At 61.4% G+C, this 16493-nt stretch carries 14 protein-coding genes; 6 read left to right on the top strand and 8 right to left on the bottom strand.

Going from position 1 to position 16493, the window contains the following annotated elements; translation table 11 throughout:
• Positions 1-179: 179 nt before the first annotated feature.
• The 5 genes from ADIAG_RS19195 to ADIAG_RS19175 are packed head-to-tail and all read right to left on the bottom strand — an operon-like array spanning position 180 to position 6009.
• Positions 180-1706, bottom strand: coding sequence for a hypothetical protein (locus ADIAG_RS19195; RefSeq protein WP_007273105.1), 1527 nt, complete (start codon positions 1704-1706; stop codon positions 180-182).
• Between the two features lie 2 nt (positions 1707-1708).
• Positions 1709-3745 carry a hypothetical protein gene (locus tag ADIAG_RS19190; RefSeq protein ID WP_007273104.1) on the bottom strand — a complete coding sequence of 679 codons (2037 nt, stop codon included), beginning with the start codon at positions 3743-3745 and terminating at the stop codon, positions 1709-1711.
• Positions 3732-4469 carry a hypothetical protein gene (locus ADIAG_RS19185; protein WP_007273103.1) on the bottom strand — a complete coding sequence of 246 codons (738 nt, stop codon included), beginning with the start codon at positions 4467-4469 and terminating at the stop codon, positions 3732-3734. Before ADIAG_RS19185 ends, ADIAG_RS19190 begins: the two co-directional genes overlap by 14 nt.
• A gap of 2 nt (positions 4470-4471) precedes the next feature.
• Entirely contained in the window at positions 4472-4813 is a 342-nt protein-coding gene (locus ADIAG_RS19180) for a hypothetical protein (protein ID WP_007273102.1), read from the bottom strand.
• Positions 4813-6009, bottom strand: coding sequence for a MinD/ParA family ATP-binding protein (locus ADIAG_RS19175; RefSeq protein ID WP_007273101.1), 1197 nt, complete (start codon positions 6007-6009; stop codon positions 4813-4815). Before ADIAG_RS19175 ends, ADIAG_RS19180 begins: the two co-directional genes overlap by 1 nt.
• A gap of 101 nt (positions 6010-6110) precedes the next feature.
• On the opposite strand from ADIAG_RS19175, the gene ADIAG_RS20570 reads away from it, so the two are divergent.
• The 3 genes from ADIAG_RS20570 (at position 6111) to ADIAG_RS19155 (ending at position 8469) form a co-directional block, all read left to right on the top strand.
• Positions 6111-7196, top strand: a complete 1086-nt coding sequence (locus tag ADIAG_RS20570; RefSeq protein ID WP_007273100.1) for a transglycosylase SLT domain-containing protein — start codon at positions 6111-6113, stop codon at positions 7194-7196.
• Positions 7193-7759 (top strand): hypothetical protein, encoded by a 567-nt coding sequence (locus ADIAG_RS19160; RefSeq protein ID WP_007273099.1) that lies wholly within the window; start codon positions 7193-7195, stop codon positions 7757-7759. The genes ADIAG_RS20570 and ADIAG_RS19160 overlap by 4 nt, the downstream gene beginning before the upstream one ends.
• 125 nt (positions 7760-7884) lie before the next feature.
• The gene (locus tag ADIAG_RS19155; RefSeq protein ID WP_007273098.1) at positions 7885-8469 is read left to right on the top strand and encodes a phosphatase PAP2 family protein; all 585 of its coding nucleotides are present in this window, start codon (positions 7885-7887) and stop codon (positions 8467-8469) included.
• On the opposite strand, the gene ADIAG_RS19150 is transcribed toward ADIAG_RS19155, so the two are convergent.
• Together ADIAG_RS19150 and ADIAG_RS19145 are read right to left on the bottom strand one after the other, a co-directional pair.
• Positions 8431-9171 (bottom strand): hypothetical protein, encoded by a 741-nt coding sequence (locus ADIAG_RS19150; RefSeq protein ID WP_007273097.1) that lies wholly within the window; start codon positions 9169-9171, stop codon positions 8431-8433. The two genes, ADIAG_RS19155 and ADIAG_RS19150, sit on opposite strands and share 39 nt — an antisense overlap.
• Before the next feature lie 5 nt (positions 9172-9176).
• A complete protein-coding gene (locus ADIAG_RS19145) occupies positions 9177-9872 on the bottom strand; it encodes a hypothetical protein (RefSeq protein ID WP_007273096.1) in 696 nt (231 codons plus the stop codon).
• A gap of 1112 nt (positions 9873-10984) precedes the next feature.
• Here ADIAG_RS19145 and ADIAG_RS19140 point away from each other — a divergent pair.
• Together ADIAG_RS19140 and ADIAG_RS21515 are read left to right on the top strand one after the other, a co-directional pair.
• Complete coding sequence (locus ADIAG_RS19140; RefSeq protein ID WP_007273095.1) at positions 10985-11287, top strand: DUF4193 family protein; 303 nt, start codon at positions 10985-10987, stop codon at positions 11285-11287.
• A 137-nt stretch (positions 11288-11424) separates the two neighbouring features.
• Complete coding sequence (locus ADIAG_RS21515; protein ID WP_007273094.1) at positions 11425-12360, top strand: hypothetical protein; 936 nt, start codon at positions 11425-11427, stop codon at positions 12358-12360.
• Between the two features lie 1003 nt (positions 12361-13363).
• On the opposite strand, the gene ADIAG_RS22315 is transcribed toward ADIAG_RS21515, so the two are convergent.
• Complete coding sequence (locus ADIAG_RS22315; protein WP_235045970.1) at positions 13364-13702, bottom strand: hypothetical protein; 339 nt, start codon at positions 13700-13702, stop codon at positions 13364-13366.
• 171 nt (positions 13703-13873) lie between these two features.
• On the opposite strand from ADIAG_RS22315, the gene ADIAG_RS19130 reads away from it, so the two are divergent.
• Positions 13874-15151, top strand: a complete 1278-nt coding sequence (locus ADIAG_RS19130; protein ID WP_235045969.1) for a MarR family transcriptional regulator — start codon at positions 13874-13876, stop codon at positions 15149-15151.
• Positions 15152-16493: the final 1342 nt, after the last annotated feature.

The following is a 16493-nucleotide window of genomic DNA, read 5'->3' as shown; positions in this document are numbered from 1 at the left end:
CTGGCCCGCCGCACCGTCGTCTGTCCCCATGGACGGAACGCCGCCCTGCCGGGGCACGGGCATTTCTTCGCTGGTGTCCCGCGACCGGCCGTTTCGGCGACCACCGGGCCGCGGACCCTTGGCTGTGGCAGTCGCGTGGTCCTGGTGCTGGGCACCGGTCCGTTTGTTCTGGGTCAGGCTCATGTCCGGATTCCCCGCCCCAAGGGAAGCACGACGGCCAGGGCCAGATCCTGTTTGAGGTCCAGCCATTGGATGTGCCGCACCCCGGCATTGGAGGCGGCCGCCTCCAGATGGGTGGCGACCGACTCCAGCTGGTCCTCGCTCTCCACCGTGTAGCTCAGGTACGCGGCCCAGGAGGCCCCGTGGTGTCCCTGGCCGGGCATCAAGTCTAGGGCTCGCTGTTCGGAGGCACCGAGCATTACCTCGTCCGTGCCGTCGGAAATCGTGCCCTTCTTGGCCCGCTCACGCTTTTTCGCATAGTCCCGGGTCCGGTGTCGGCGTGCCTTGACGCGCGCCTGTTGACCGTCCTCCAGCGCATTGATCCACGACACCGAGTGGATCACCGGGGGATAGATCCCCGAGACCAAGTGCTTGAGCGCCTGGACGGGAAGTTCGCCGACCTCGAACCCGTCCCGTGGGATATACCCGACCCTGGTGAATCCTTTCCCGTTGACCTGCACCCCGTGCCGGGACGCATTGGCATCAAGATGCTGCCACACCGTGTTGATGGATGCGGCCTCGTAGTCGTCGATGGCGTAGCTGTAGGGGTCTTGGCAGTGGGCGAAGAGGGACGCGACCAAGGAATTGTCCAGTGGCCGGAAGGCGGTGATGGCGTTCAGGGAGACCGCCAGTTCCATGACGGCCCGGGCCTCGGTGGTGATGGCCCGGTAGGTGCCCTCCAGGCCGCCGCCGTGGGCCGTGCCCATCCGACCCAGGACCACGGAGGCATTGAACCTGAGCACCACGTAGGAGCGGTGCTGTTCGGCCCGGGCGTCGGCTTCCAAGCAGAGGTCCTGGTAGGAGCGCAGCACCTCGTCGTTCGCATCGGGGGAGACATAGGAGGCCAGCCATTGGGTGTGGTCGGTGATGTCGGAGGGCACCGAGCGGGCGAAGGACTGGACATGGCTGACCGGGGAGGTGCGCCGGGCGCAGCGCGCCAGCACCTGGCCCCACCCGATGTGGGATGCGTCCTCGAAGTCTTCCTCCTGGACCCCGCTGGCAGCGCCCTGGACCTCCAGGATGACCGTGTAGTAGGAGGCGCCTCCGGATTGCTGGCGGAAGATCGTGACGTTGTCCCGGATGGAAAAGGGAACCTCGATGACCCTTACGTCCCCCACCATCAAGGGGGCGTTGTCCTGGATCCGCTTCCTGGCCCTGCCCGGTTTCGTATCCGGCGGCGTTGCGGTGCCTGGTGCGGCGGGGTCAAAGGTGTTTCGTCCGGTGCGGCGACGGTATAGGAAGTAGGCGCGTTCGAGCAATAGCCCGGCGGGGCTGCGTCCGCCCCAGATGGACGCTGGCGAGCTCACGGCCGCCGCGGCGACACCGACCAGGACCGCGAGGAAGAACGTTCCGAGGTTGTTCCCTCCGGAGAGCCCGATGACCAGGGCGAGCAGCAGGCCGGCGAGGGCGAGGGCCCATTCGTATCGGGTGCGTCCTCCGGCGTCGCGAGCGCGGATTTCCCCTCCGAGGATGACACTGCGGGACATGGCTATTCCCCCCATTTCTGGGGAACCATGGCGTCGGCGGCTTCGCGTGCGCGTCGGGCGCCTTCCCGGCCGGCATGCAAAGCCCCCACGGCACCGGCCTGCAGGGGTGTCACCGAGGCGCGGGCCACGGAGCCGGCCGCGGCACCCAAGGTGCTGCCGACCGACCGGATCTTGCTGCCTGGGGTGCCGCCGCCTTGGCTAGGCGGTCCGGCAGGCGGTCCGCCCGGGGTTGCACCCCCGACGGTGGTGGTGGCGGGTCCGGCCACCGGGGCAGTGGGTGAAGGGGCTGGTTTCCCGCTTGGTGGTTGCTTCGGGTGCTGCGGAGGCGTCGTGTGGCCGAGTCCCCCGCCAGTTCCTTGGTGCCGAGGTCTTTGAGGCCCCTGGGGCGAGGGGGCAGCATTGTTCCTGCTGGCGTTGCCATCGGTGCCATGGCCTCCCGCACCCGCTAGGGCGGGCTGTCCGGGCCGAGGCACAGGGCCCGGCCTAGGCGGTGGCACCGGCGGAGGCCCGGCGGGTCCGGGCCCGCCCCCGGCGTCCCCGGAACGTGCAGGGCCGGTGCGGGGCCCCCAGGATCCACCGCCTCCGGGACCTCTGGAATTGGAGGCGGTGGTTCCGCCGCGTTTGGAGGAGATGGAACGCGACACCGCGGCCCCGGCCCCGGCTGCCAGCGCAGGCCCGGCCACGTTGGGTCCTCCCCCAAACTGGAAATCGCCGGCCGGCATCGCGGGCATGAGCCTAAAGATCGCGGCCGGGGCAAACAACACGGCGATCAGTACCATGGCCGTCACGGCCAGGCTGACCGCTGTCGACAGGACGCCTTCCGCTCCGGCCGTGAGGGCTTCCTGGTGCGCGAGGATCCAGAAGATGCCACCCAGGAGCAGGTACAGGACGGGCTTGAGGAACATCAGTCCCAGCACGGTGCTGCCGACCTTCAGGGCAAAGGGCTTGGTGCGGGGGTGGATGAACATGCCCACCAGCAACGCCAAGGCCAGAGCCGCGGAGGCCTGCAGGAAGGGGACCATGGCCAGGTAGATCAATACGCCCCACGAACCAATCAGCAACAGGCCGAAAAAGAGCAGGGCGATCAGGGGACCGAACCATTCGGTGGATTCCAGGGCCCCGAAGCGTGCGATGACGGCGATGAAGTCGGTGACCTGGGAGCCGGCGAAGACCCCCGTCCCCGTGGCGAGGCCTGAGGACCAAATACCGAGCTGGTGCATCAAGGGCGGGCCCCAGATCGCCAGGATCGCCCCTCCCGGTGCGTAGTACATGAGGGCGTTTTGGTAGGTGTCGTCGGACATTTCCCCGCGGCTGTATGAATGGTGGAGGGCGAAGATCATCAGGCCCATGAGCACCAGCCCGACGCCGGCGAAGGTCGCCCACATGCTCCGGAACCCCTCGTCCCCGGCGTCGAAGGACGAGACGGTGGTGATTTGCTCGAGGACCTTCTGGGTTGAGTTCACGCTTTCGGCCTTGGCCGTGTTGGCCATGCTCTCGAGTTCCGACTTCGGATCGGCGATGAACTTCACCACGGTGATCCCTCCCTCGGCCAGCCCGAGCACCCTGCGTCCGCCCGGTGTCTGCTGCAGAGCGAGCTTTACCAAGGGGCTGCCCGCGATCTTGAAAGCAGCAACTAGGTTTTTGGCCACACACCGATGCGTGGCCAAGGTCGACGCGCCCTCCTTGCGCAGTGCTTCGCAGATTCCCATGGGGATGGATGCCATTCCGAGGGCATGTTCTGCCGTCGGCCACACATGAACCGATGCCTGCCTGACCAGGTCTTCGCAGGCGCCTCCCTCACCCAGCAGGCTGTAGAACAGGAAGTCGCCGCACCGTTGCTTGGCGTTTTCACTGATGATGGCATCCCTGATCTCAAGCTTCTGCGCCGGTTCCAGTTTTTGGAATCTCTTCCATTCGTCCGGGGTCATGCTGGCCGGAACCTCGCCGGCTGCCAAGGCCATGGGTGCGACCGTCAACTGGACGGCAAAGACGGCAAACAACAGCAGGCACAGTATCTTGAAGAATTTAACGTGACGCATTGTTTACCACCAGCCACCCCTCGCGACTGATCGCCTGTCCATCGTTGGCGGTGAACAGTGCGTTGATGATCTCCGGAGTCATAGCAGGAGCCGTATCGGCTTGTAATTCGAGACTGAGGAATTCTGTTGACTCGAGGCTGGGGGTCGAAGCAAATTTCCAATCTCCGTTTTGCCAGACGACCTTAACCGGAGCGGCCTGAACCATGACGGATGGGTTGCTCTCGGGATAGTGGAGAGTACTCACATCTGACACGAGCAGGAGAGCTGACTTGCCCGCTTCGCATTCCAAGGGCTTAAAAATCCCCAACGTTTGCGTGTCGGCAGAAACGTAGTTCCCCATGCCGTACTGCTCTACAAGTTCATCGGTTATTTCGAGCCGTGACGCGAGTGCCTGTGGGTCTGCGGAAATTTGCAGCAGCGTTTCTCGTACTTTTGGCCAATTCGAATCCGTAGTTTGGATCGCTTTGCGGTAGTTGATGGCTGCCGCATATGCGCCCTCGCACGTCGGGGGATAGCCAATGGGCGTCACTCCGTCGGGTCCCAACGCGGTGCCGCCCGCGCCGGCGACCACCGGGGAGATTGCGAATCCCTCGGCATTGGTTCCCAGGGAGGTCCCCGGGCTTGGTATGTTGTCGCGTTTCCCGGATAGCATGATGCTCGCGGTGACGACGGAGGCGGCCAGCAGCACCAAGATGGTGATGACCAGGGTCCGCTTCCGAGTCATGGCTACAGCATCCCCGCCACAGCCAGCAGGGCGCCGAGGATGATGCCGGCGATTGCCGTGCCGAAGAACGCGATCGCGGAGCGTTTGGCGCCGGCGGACCCGTCTTCGACGTCATCGATGTTGCCGCGTTGCCCTGCCAGTCCCCACTTGGTCAGGTTCCAGAGGAAGGCCGCGGCGATGACTGCTAGGCCCAAGGCCCAGATGGCGCCCAGGACCAGGGTGACCATGTTGGAGAACCGCACGCCCAGCAGTTCCAGATTTGGGGTGACCCCGTCCAGCGGGTTCGGTCCCGCCGCCAAGGGGCCTTGAAGCAGAAGGTCCGTGAGGTGTGGGTGGGTGTTCATCAGCCCTGTGTTCCTTTCAAAGCCGGGTTCTTCTTCTCATCCAGCGCCCAGGCGTAGAGGCCTTCGGCGATGCGCGCGCAGACGCGTTCAAAGGCTCTGCGGGTCTCATCGCTGACCAATTGCCAGTCGATGATGGCCCCGGTATCCAAGGCCGGATCGAAGGGGATGTCCAGGAGATGTCCGCGGTCCCCGACGGCCTCGGCGACAAGGTCGCGCAGGCGGCGGCGTTCCTTCGCATCCGCCTGGGTGCGCTGGGATCCCGGGGTGATCACGATGACCGCGCGCCGGCAGAGTTCCTCGTAGCGGGGTGTGCCTTCCAGGTCGCTCATGGATTCGAGTTGCTCGATCATCCGCAGCATGGAGGCCACCGAGTTTTGTTTCAGGGTCACGGGGATGACCAGCTGGTCGGTTTCATCGAGGCAGGCGAGCCAGTTGGCGGCGCGGGTGTTGTTTCCCGAATCGACAACGACGATGTTGTAGAAGCGTTCGACCACGGTGCGGATGGCGTTGAATTCGGTGTTCCCGATCATTTTCATCCGCTCGGGATCCTCATCCGAGATCAGGGCCGCGAAGCGGTTGTTTCCCTGGTGGCGGGTGTAGAAGGACAAGTCGCCCTTGCGGGTGTGTTCGGCCTGCAGGTTGGGCAGCTCCTCGAGCAGGTCGCAGACGGTGGTGCGCGATCCGTTGGAATTGGTCCTGATGCCCAGGGACCCCATGGTTTCGTTGTTGTCCCACACCAAGGTGTCCAGGGTGCTGTGGATCCCGAAGGTGGAGCCGATCCCCACACTGACCATCGTCTTACCTGCCCCGCCCAGGGGCTGGGTGACGAACACGGTCATGGGACGCGGGAACACCCGTTGGATCGTGGAGATGTCGTTGCGGCGTTCAAGCTCGTCCTTGCCGGCGGCGGGTTTCCAAAGTCCCGCGGTGAGGGTCCTGGCCCAGCGTTGCCACCCGTCTCCGGCCGGAAGCTGCTGATCCACGTTCTCTTCCTTGAGGACCGCTGCGCTCCTACGTCCCCGCACCAAGCCGGCAGGCGGCTGATTCGGGGGAGGGCTGGAGAGTGGGGATTGCGGGTCTGAGAAGTGCCTTTCCTCATCGGGAGGTTTTTCGGGTGGTTCGGCGAAGGGTTTGAGTGCGGCCACGGCCGCAGTGCGTCGTCGAGCCGTTCCCGGCCAGTCAGGTTCCACGGTCATGATGACCTCCTTATGCCTCGTGGCCCTAGAGTATCAGCAGATTTGGAGATAGTCTCTAGGTCAACGAGATGATACTTTTTTGCGAAGGCACGTGGACGCGAATGATCAGTCGCAGAACACTCATCGGCGGGGGAGCCGGGTTGGTTCTCGGCGGCCTGGCCATCCCGCTGTTTCTGGGCCCTGGACCAAATAACGGCCAGACTCCTGAGGCCCTCGGTCCCATGTGTACGCCCACGGGTAAGGGGTTGCGTGTCGAGGCCGTGGAACACCGCGAATGGGTGCCCGCCTTGCAGGCCGCGGCCTTGATGGCGGGTATCCCGGCACAGTTCTTGGCCGCGCAGATCGAAGCCGAGTCCGGGTGGAACCCCGATGCGGTCAGTTCTGCCGGTGCCCGGGGACTGACACAGTTCATGCCCGGCACCTGGGACCAGTATGGCAACGGCGCCGATCCCTTTGACCCCGTCGCAGGAATCCAAGCCCAAGGACGCTACCTGCACGACTTGCAGGAGGCGATCGCCGGGATCACGGGGGAGGACCCACAGCGGTTGGTGTTCGCCGCCTACAACGCCGGCCCGGGCACCGTGCTCAAGTATTCGGGGATCCCGCCGTTTCGGGAAACCCAAAGTTATGTCTCCAAGATCTTCGACCTCGCCCAGCGCGTCTACAGCGCCGACTGCGCAGGCAGCGGGCCCCTGGAACTGCGGCCGGGGGAGGGCTCCTGGGTGCACCCTTTGCCGCACAGCCGGATCACCAGCGGATACGGCCACCGACCCTGCCCGGCAGGCGCCACCTGCAACCAATGGACCACCTTCCACTACGGCCTGGATTTCTCCACCGGCCGCGGAAGGGCCACGGGCCGGGGCGCCACAGTCATCGCGCCCACACCGCTGCGCATCACCCTCGTCCAGGAACTCGCCGGAGGCTACGGGTCCCGCATCATGGCCCGGTGCCTGCTGGAGCCCGGCTACATCTTCGACTTCCACCACTTCGCCGTCGGATCCATGCTCGTGCGCCAGCAGCAGGAGATCGAAGCCGGAACGCCCTTGGGGATCGAGGGGAGCACCGGGAACTCGACGGCGGCACACCTGCATTTCCAGGTGATCAAACCCGACTCAAACGACCAGCGCATGATCCACGCCGACACCATTGATCCGACCCCGATACTCGTCGAAAAGGGCATCCTATGACCATCACACGACGCGCACTGCTCAGCGCCACAACCCTTGTTTTTCTGGCCGGCTGCGCACCCAAACCCGACCCGGCACCACCGGCCGGGCCCGCCCAGTTTGCGACACAACAGCCCCCGGGAACCACAGTGTCGGCGCCAGGCAGCACTTCAACGGGGCCACCGGTGCCGGCACAGCAGCAGGCAGCCATTGAGGCCTTGACGCTCATGACAACCTGGCACACCGATTCGGATGCCACCCAAACGTCCGCTGACCTACGGGCCCGCACCTATTTCACGCAGGAACTGGCCGCCACGATCACCGCCCCGGCACGCAACGGGGCCAGCGGCGAATGGTTCGACCACCCCCACAGCGTTTCGATGCCGCGTGTCTTGGCCGTGGAGGGAACCGATTCGCTGGTCCCGGGATCCCTGGCCTACGAAGTCACCTGGGACTGGGTGGACACGGCAGGAAAGACCACACCGGGCGCCTCGGTCCGCCTCTACAGCCTCGCGATGGCCAACACCCCTCAGGGGTGGAAGGTCAGCGACTACACCTATGAGGAATACCCCCGACACAGCTGAGAACCACGATGCCGAAGGGAGAACCAGCCCGAGGAGTCAGTAAGAATGGGAGCACCACCTGCGTGGAGGCCCGTCCACCTCGCCATAACCCCACCCACCATGACTTGGCAGGAAACCCCCGAACCATGCCACCTTTGAAGACGTCCCGGCTGCCGCGGCTGATCTCCCACGTCTTGGCCCCGACCATCCTCGCCACCTTACTGTTGGCCTTGACCCCGCTGCGGTTCCCCGAGGTGCCCTGGGGGCAGGCGCTGCTGGCCACCACCTTCACCACCCTGATTCCGTGGGCCGCACTGATGTGGGCGCGGGGCAGGGGCAAGGTCAGCGATGTCCATGTGACCCGGCGCGAACAACGCTGGCCCCTGTTGCTGGTCGCGTTGGTCTCCATCCTGGCTGGCCTGGTACTGATGTTTGTGACCCGGGCCGAACCGGTCATGATCCGCGAGGTCCTGCTCATCATGGCCGGGCTGCTGGCCACCGGTGCCATTACGCTGGTGTGGAAGATTTCCATCCACGTGGCCGTGGCCGCCTTCGTCTTCCTCCATGCCTTCGCCGGTCAGCCATACGGGCCTTATCTGGCGGTGGCCATGGTCGCGATCACCAGCTGGGCCCGGGTGAAATTGAGCCACCACACCAGCAGCCAGGTTTTCGCCGGTGCCATCATCGGCGCACTAGTCGCTATGCTCGGCCTGCTGCCGGTGCTCCGTTGAGGCGTCCCGGTTGATCTGCCGTCGGGCAATGAAGGCCAGGGTGACGCCTGTGGCGACCAAGATGATTGCCGGATACAAGAGAAGATCCACGATCATGGCATAGCCGGGATCGAGCAACTCTCCCAGATGCGCCACGGGGACCAGGGGCACCAGGATGAATCCGATCGCCATGAACCGCTTCGCGGATCCCAGCAAACCGGGGCTCTCCACGGCGGCGCGGAGCATGGGTCTGGCCAGTACGGCGGCGACAAACCCCGGGTAGAGGTAGCTCAGGACCTTGTACAGAACGATGAGCGGATCATCCCGGAACGGGTTCAGGCCCATGGCTGAGTACTCGGGTGCGGCGGCGATGAACGTGGCGGTCATGGCCGCGGCTCCGGCGCCCAGGACCATGGCACCGATGGTGCCGTGAACCAACCGGTACAAATCGTGGCGCCCGATGCTCAAGGCGACCTCGGCGCCGCCCAGCCAGAACATCAGATAGAAGCCGAAGTGCGACAGAAGGTTGGTGATGTTCCGTCCGCCCAACAGTGCATCGACGGACATATAGACGGCGGTGACACTGAGCCACAACACCAGAGCCATGACAAGATGGGCCAGCCACATGCGTACCCTGGCCGCCTCGCGCAACGCACCAGGGGCCCTGACGACGACCAAGATGCTGAACACCGTGGCCAGAATGCCGGCGATCAAATCACCCATATTTATCACCCCAGGTGGTTGATAAAGTCCTGAGTCCGTTGTTCCCGCACAATGGCGGCATGGATTCGTGTCTCCACGAGCTGGAGGCGTTCGACCTGCCCCAACCCTTGGATCCACTGAACACGTTCATCCGTAGCCCATCCTGCCTCCGCAGGCGACAGCAGGTGGGCTGCCACGAACGCCGAAACCCTCGGAATATCAGCGTACTGCGTAGCAAGCAACGCGAGGTCCAATCTGAGGGGACCATTGAGCATCTTTGAAAGTCCCGGGTTGCTGATCGGGCCGGCTGCTTGCAGGTGCTTGCGCAATCCGCCGTCGGGGTCGATGCTGTCGATCCATTGCCTGCTGGTCTCCCCGAAATGGGTGGGGCCCAGGAGGGACTCGGTGACGGGTTCACCGAATTCGAGCGCGGTACTCGCACGCATCAGGTGCTTCCACTGGATAAAGGCCCCAACTTCGGACCGGTCAGGAGAAGATGGTTTTAGATAGCCAAAGCCGGGGAAGGAGCGCAGCTGCTCCAAGGGACTAAGGTCTAGGACTCGGGCAACCTTGATGATCGTTTCCTCTTGGACCCGGTCGCCGGTCAACTGTTGAATGAGGCGGATCCGGGAAAAGCCGGCTTTCTTGGACAGAACGGTCAAACCGATGCCGGGCGCAACGGAGCGAAGCCAGTGTTCAACGTCAGTCTTAGTCAGCGCCATAATTGCTTCCCGGTCAAGGAGCTTATGGACCTAATCTAGCTGATCACCGGCCGAAGTTGCGATACGAACCCGGAGCTGTAATGAGGCATATATGGAGGGCCAAGGCGAGAGGTTCAGGGGATTTCCTGATATCCCGATATTTCAGGAAAATACGCTTCTTTGGGGCATCTATCTCGATGATGATCCCACGTTGACAAAAACCTCCGCAGTGTCCAAGTAGCATGGATCCGGTGACCCGGACCGTAGACGGAAAGTGCTTGGTAACTCGTCACTATGACCACTTCCATATCCGGAAGCAGCAATCTTCCGATGTTTGGCCCTAGCCTCAATACCGGGTCAGCCAAGCAGCAATGGTAATGGCCGGCCTGACAACCTGCCGCGACTGCAACGATCTGTAGGCTGCGGGAATCCTATCGATCTTCTGCTGACCGTTAGGTTGGTCGGTCGCCCCAGTGGTGGCATGTCGTTGCCTACGCAACGCTTGGCCGGTATCGCCTGGGATTTGTTGTTTCCCCGGCCTTTTTACCGGGTGAAGCCAAACCATGTGGACAACACTCGATTTGTGCTCACGTTCACTTTCGGACCACTCCCCTAAATCGAATTTACATTGCCGATAATATAGATTATGTCAAGTGAGTTTTATCCTATTTAAAATAGGATAAAAATTAGACATTTAATGACATAAGATAGGTTATCGACTTTTCCCAATGGCGAATTGACCAGTCGAAAGCACGAAAAATACACAAGATCCCATAAAGGCCGGCCAGCGCCGTTTCAAGGCCACGGCACTCAGCGCGGGCGCGACAGGATCCAGGGCGGCAAGGACCCCAGTGCCACCGCAAGGGACACGTTCTCCTTGCCCGCCTCCAGCTCCACAATGAACTTCCGAGACGTTGGACTCGGCCAGGGCCTGTTGGTTGCATCCCAGCGATTTCCGCCGTGCGCGCATCGCGCCTCCAAATGCGGCTGCGTTCAGTTCAAGCAGCTCCATGCACCAATCGTGTCATTGAGCGGTGACACAACCATGTGAAGCCCGCCGCTAATTGGTCAAGCCACAGCCCCGGACCTACACTTTCGGCAGTAAATAGCTCCACCAGAAAGATAGGACCACCATGGCCCAGGATTACGACGAAGCACGCCCGGATGTTGCCGAAGCATCGGAACGCGTCCTCAAGGACGTCCAGAAGATGGATGCCCCCAACGCCAAGAGCGTCCAGGTCGACCTCGAGGAGACGGATTTCTCCGAGGGACAGGAGCTGCCCGGCGCCATCGTCCTGGACGAACTGATTGTCGAGGTGATACCGCAAGGAGCCGATGAGTTCGTGTGCGGGGAATGCTTCAGCGTCCGCCACCGCAGCCAAGCGGCCAAGGTGTCGGCGGGCGTGACGATCTGCCGCGAATGCGACGATCTTTAGCCAAAGGGGAACCCGTCCCGTCCTTCGCTAACCGTTAGGTTCCCGGATTCTGCGGAGATGGGATCGATTCCTTTACGGTTCCTGGCTCGTTCCCCACGGCCCACAGCACAACCACCACGATCGCGCACGCCGCCGCGATGATGATCGAGATCGCCGAATGGTTCCCCGACAGGTGTTTCCACCTGTGTGCCGACGGTGCCTACGCCACCCTCGCCGGCGCCAACCTGCCCCGCACCAAGATCACCTCGCGGATGCGCCGCGACGCCGCCCTCTACGAGGCGGCCCCGCCGCCCACCGGCAAGCGCGGGTGGCCCCGCACCAAGGGAGAGCGCCTTCCCACCCCGACGGCATTCTCGGCAACCGTTCCGGCGGAAGACTGGAGGACCATTCAGGCCGACAGCCGCGGCACCACCATCGAACGCCAGATCCACGTCCAAGACGTCCTGTGGTACCGGGTCAACAAGGAAAGCCTGGTCCGGCTGGTGATCGTGCGTGACCCCCAGGGCGTCGAACCCGACGACTACTTCTTCACCACCGACCTCACCGCCGGCGGGGCGGATGTCCTCTCGCGCTACGCCGCCCGCTGGGCGATCGAGGTCTGCTTCCGCGACACCAAGCAGGACCTCGGCGGACAGGACCCGCAGTCCCGCAAGCGGCAGGGACCCGAACGGGCCGCCGCCCTGTCCCTGTGGCTCCACGCGGCCACCTGGTGCTGGTACGTGGAGGCGCACCGGAGAGGAGGACGTGGATCGTTCGGCCCTGGTACAGGTCCAAGGCGACCCCGTGCTTCCTCGATGCCCTGGCCGCACTACGCCGGGAAATGTGGTCCCACCGAATATCCGAAGCTTCCCGCTCCGAAGCCGAAACCACGCAAATATCCCGGACGCTCATTGACACGCTGGCCTACGCGGCGTGACCGAACCCAAAACTGCGAAAGTCCACACCAACAAAAACGTTCCAGGTCCTCCGCCGGTACCTCGCCGGGGAATCCGCCGAACCCCGCGACCTGCTCATCACTTAGAAAATCGACCGCCATGGAACCCATTCAACAGGCCGCTGACTCCTTAGCGTGAATTTCCGGGCGATTCTTCCCCAGACCCCGTATCTTGCGGTGTATGCGGCGAAAGATGAAGCACTTTCCGGCCACTCCCCCAGTGGCGACACGCCCAAACGAAAAAATTATCCGCTCCGTTCATTGGAACCATTTGTACCAATATTGCCAATTGCCCCATAAGTTCCCAGTCCCAAAACAGCCATATCTGCCAGTCAGCAAGCCGAAAGAGCCAATGGTTCCATTGTTTCTATTTCTTCCTGAGCAGCACAGCATCAGAAGCCACGCGCAAACTGAAACAGGTCCAAGAAACCAGAGTCACACGGTGGTAATTTCATGTGTAGCTGGAAAGTGAAACAGGGAAGCCATCGGGCCTACCTGACTCACCGACCGCTAGTCACCGTTGACCGAATCATTCAGGCAGCAGGCCCGAATGGGACACAAGCAGAGGACGAGCAGATGAGTGCAACTGGGAATCGTGGAGGCGGACAGCGAAGTAAGGGCGAACGCAGCTTCGTTGCCACGAGGGTGTCTGTGGAGTGCCGCGCAAAGCTAGATGCAGCGGCTCGCTCCAGCAACCTGTCTGTGAGCGAATACGTCGAAGCTTTGATCGCCCAGGCTGTTCGTGACGTTGACTTGCATGGATCGCGCCTGCAGAAAACCGCGTAAATGCAGAAAGGCCCGCTTTCGCGGGCCTTCCGAAGAATAGGTTCTTCGTACCTCTTTTGCCGGGACGAACGAAGAACTTGGATGGAGCGTCAAAAAGAACTTTGGTTCTTGGAGATCAGTGGACGGGCATCCGCTCATCCCCAAATGACGCAAACGAATCAAATCTCAGTGGAAGAAAGGACTCGGTGACTACAACGGTATTCAATTTGATCCCCTAGACATCTGGAGCAGTTCAGTAGCGGTTTCCCGACTATCTGAGCTCCGCCTCAGTCGTGCCATCCGGAAGGATTATCCCCATCTTACAACAGCCCCCATCGGGCGTGCCATACGAGCGCGCCCAAAAACACTGGCGTGTCTCAAATCAGCCGTCTTTCGAGTCCTCCACAGATCCCGACGCTCTGTGGGCTGAGTTCTCTCATCGCATCAGCGGCCAAGCACGGGTACGCGTTTCCCGCGACTCCGGCCGCAACTATCCTCAGCGGTACGAACGCGATCTGACCCGGGACCGCCCCAGCCAGCCGGCAGCCGTCATCATTCACGGAGTCGATGGAGCCTGCCGTACTCTCTGCCTGGACTTCGACACCTCCAAAGGTGGACAAGAAGCAGTAGATGCCGATGTTCGAGCGCTCACGCAATGGCTGCACGACCATGGCCTCAAGTGGATCCAGGATTACTCCCCGAATGGTGGGCGCCACGTCTACGTGCCGTTGAGCACCCCGATGCCTTTCCACACATCCCGCGACATGGTCACTGCGCTGTCGCGCCGGCACAAAAGCCTGGACCCAACCCCGCACCAAAACCTCCGACACGGATGCATCCGTGTGCCTGGCAGCTCCCACAAGTCCGGCGGATATCAGAAGCTGGAGATGAGCGTCCGGATGGCCCAGTCCGTATTCGACTCTCCCGCGGATGAGACGGCCGTCCAAGCCCTGATCAAGGATCTTGACCCCGAGATCCACTCGATGGAGGCGGAAGCACAGACCGAAGCAGTACTGGCAATTTCCATGTCTGCCCCCGGGTCCAGAATGTCACGAACCATGACCGTCCTCGCTAGCCAGGGAATCTACGACTCCGCGCGCTACAGCAGCCCATCGGAAGCCCGTCAGGCTGTTGTGCTGGCGGCTGCCGCTGCAGGGATGAACAGCACCGACATCGATCGTCGAACCAAGGATGGCACATGGCCCGGCCTTGCCCAGTTCTACGCCCGCTACTCCCCCGCCAACAGGTCAAAGGCCCTTCACCGAGACTGGATTTCCGCCCAAAGATTCATGGCGCAATCTAGAGGGAAGAAGAGTGTCCAGAAAACCAACACAAGCCAGCCTTCAACACAGGGGGGTAGGTACAAGGCTGATATCAGCAGTGCTGCAGCCGAACACCAGTTCATCAGATCCTGGCGCACTGCTCTAAGGATTGCTGAACCCAGGTATGGCGCAAGTAAAGTTGGTCTTGCTCGCCGCATGATTCTACGAGCCATAGGCGAAGCAGCCCACAAGACAGAGAGCCGAATAGTTGAATTCGGCGTGAGGTCGCTGGCCGTCGCATCAGGGGTTGAGCCTACGACCGTTGCAGCTCATCTGCGGGCCCTCAGATCTGAACCTGACCCCTTGATTGCCCACACTGCCGAGGCAATCGGTGTGAACGCTGACCAATACACCCTGGTTATCCCGAGCCACATCGAAGAAGGTGCGAACGAGATTTCCTGGCGCAAGGGCAAAGTGCATGCAATGCGACCTGCATTCCGCCTCTTGGGGATGCCTGCTGCCTTTGTTTACGAGGCAATCGAGCACTCCCCTGCTCTTGTCAAAGACATAGTTGCCGAAACAAGGATGAGCCGGTCGACGGTACATGAAGCACTAGAAATTCTGGCGGCATGGAACCTCGTCAGACGATGCGAAAACGGATGGGAGGCCGTGGCAAGCACCTCACTCGCTGCATTGGCCGAAATCCTCGGGGTCGCTGATTTCGTTGCCGACCAAATCCATAAGCACCGCGCTGAGCGCGCCGCCTGGCGACAGTGGCTTGCCCAGCGCCAGGCTGGACCCCTGCTACTGCTCTCCCCCGGGGACGATTATCCATGGGAAGAATTCGAGGGCCCACCGGATGAGTGGACTCTTTCGGACATGATGCTCCGAAGAGCCTCTTAGGTTCCAGTTCTGGGCCCATCTGGAATCAATGGCAGAAATGGTTCCATTAGTTCGCATGCCACACGAGCCTGCGCCGATATCTACCAGCCATGTTTGGTCCGGCCGTGCAACCACTCCCCTGGCACCAAACACCTGGGAACTATTCGCACCTATGGAAGCAATGGTTCCATAAGTGCGAATAGTTCAAGCCATGAGAGCGCGCGGCACTTTGGGATAGAAAGGAAATCGTAGACACTCTTCCGCGCGCAGGATGCCGATGGAACTAATGGCATAAATGGTTCCATTTACGACAGCATGGGGACCCCGATCCCCCGGGCTGGCATCAGTAGGGAGAACCGTCTACACCAAATCAGGACGACGCGGGCACGATTGATCCGCCGCATCACAGCAACGCCTTTCCCTGCCAAAGCGGAATGAATGGATCCATTTTTATCAATATTTCAAGAGCCGGCTCTTCGTCGCGTCGCCCGCAGCATGCTGATGCAGTTAGCCCGGTCTCTGCCCCTGGGAAGAGGGATTTCCTGCGCACTGGCGAAAAACATACAACTCCCCCGCTCTACCGGCCGATTACTCGAGGAACCTTTAGAACCTATAGTTCAAATAGTTCCATAGATGGCAATGGTAACAATACTTCCATTTGACTTTAATGTAACCATTGGAACTATAGGTGCCGTGGCGACAGGCAGATGGACATTGGAGGTAATAGATCCATAAGTGCCGGCCATAAATGGTTCCAAAGGTGCCATAGACAGTATTAGAAGTAATGGAACCATTGGTTCCGCCACCTTGAATCCGCAGCGCTGCCCTCCAAGCGATAATCGGTAGACAGCTCCACCAGCCGTCTAAGTGCCTTGTTGATAACTAAGCATCAGCAGGCGTGCCCCTGGATCACTGACACACCTCCTAGCGAAGGAGAGCCCACACAATCGATCGACCCTAATGGAGCTATTGGTGCAATAAGTGACCACGATCGCAACTGGAACCTTTAGAAGTAATGTAAATATTGGTTACAAAGGTTCCAGGAACTTATGGAACCATAAATTCCATGACTACTATTAGAGCCATTTGCATGGAACTAATGGAACCTTTCGCGCCCTGGAGGTTTTAGTGCAAGTGGAACCATTGGAACTTGCGGTGCTAATGGTTCCATTTCTTCCATAGGCGGCCGCCGCAAGGCTGAAACAGTTTCCGGCGTGTCGAAGCATCAACACACCTAAGAGTGGGGGAGTAAGGCATATTGTGGCTGGTGAAGACTTCCCGTCGTAGCCGGACGACAGGGGCTATTTTGGCACCCATCTAACGGCTGCATTCACCAGAAGCCCGACCTTTGGAGAAATAGTAG

This window comes from Paeniglutamicibacter gangotriensis Lz1y, assembly GCF_000348945.1.
GTDB classification, from domain to species: Bacteria; Actinomycetota; Actinomycetes; order Actinomycetales; family Micrococcaceae; genus Paeniglutamicibacter; species Paeniglutamicibacter gangotriensis.
The sequence above is the reverse complement of the archived record's forward strand: the minus strand, read 5'-3'. Positions and strand labels throughout refer to the sequence as shown.

Coding starts and splice junctions, on each gene's coding strand:
- ADIAG_RS19195 (WP_007273105.1), bottom strand. CDS start 1,706: ATGTCCCGCAGTGTCATCCTCGGAGGGGAAATCCGCGCTCGCGACGCC.
- ADIAG_RS19190 (WP_007273104.1), bottom strand. CDS start 3,745: ATGCGTCACGTTAAATTCTTCAAGATACTGTGCCTGCTGTTGTTTGCC.
- ADIAG_RS19185 (WP_007273103.1), bottom strand. CDS start 4,469: ATGACTCGGAAGCGGACCCTGGTCATCACCATCTTGGTGCTGCTGGCC.
- ADIAG_RS19180 (WP_007273102.1), bottom strand. CDS start 4,813: ATGAACACCCACCCACACCTCACGGACCTTCTGCTTCAAGGCCCCTTG.
- ADIAG_RS19175 (WP_007273101.1), bottom strand. CDS start 6,009: ATGACCGTGGAACCTGACTGGCCGGGAACGGCTCGACGACGCACTGCG.
- ADIAG_RS20570 (WP_007273100.1), top strand. CDS start 6,111: ATGATCAGTCGCAGAACACTCATCGGCGGGGGAGCCGGGTTGGTTCTC.
- ADIAG_RS19160 (WP_007273099.1), top strand. CDS start 7,193: ATGACCATCACACGACGCGCACTGCTCAGCGCCACAACCCTTGTTTTT.
- ADIAG_RS19155 (WP_007273098.1), top strand. CDS start 7,885: ATGCCACCTTTGAAGACGTCCCGGCTGCCGCGGCTGATCTCCCACGTC.
- ADIAG_RS19150 (WP_007273097.1), bottom strand. CDS start 9,171: ATGGGTGATTTGATCGCCGGCATTCTGGCCACGGTGTTCAGCATCTTG.
- ADIAG_RS19145 (WP_007273096.1), bottom strand. CDS start 9,872: ATGGCGCTGACTAAGACTGACGTTGAACACTGGCTTCGCTCCGTTGCG.
- ADIAG_RS19140 (WP_007273095.1), top strand. CDS start 10,985: ATGGCCCAGGATTACGACGAAGCACGCCCGGATGTTGCCGAAGCATCG.
- ADIAG_RS21515 (WP_007273094.1), top strand. CDS start 11,425: ATGATGATCGAGATCGCCGAATGGTTCCCCGACAGGTGTTTCCACCTG.
- ADIAG_RS19130 (WP_235045969.1), top strand. CDS start 13,874: ATGAGCGTCCGGATGGCCCAGTCCGTATTCGACTCTCCCGCGGATGAG.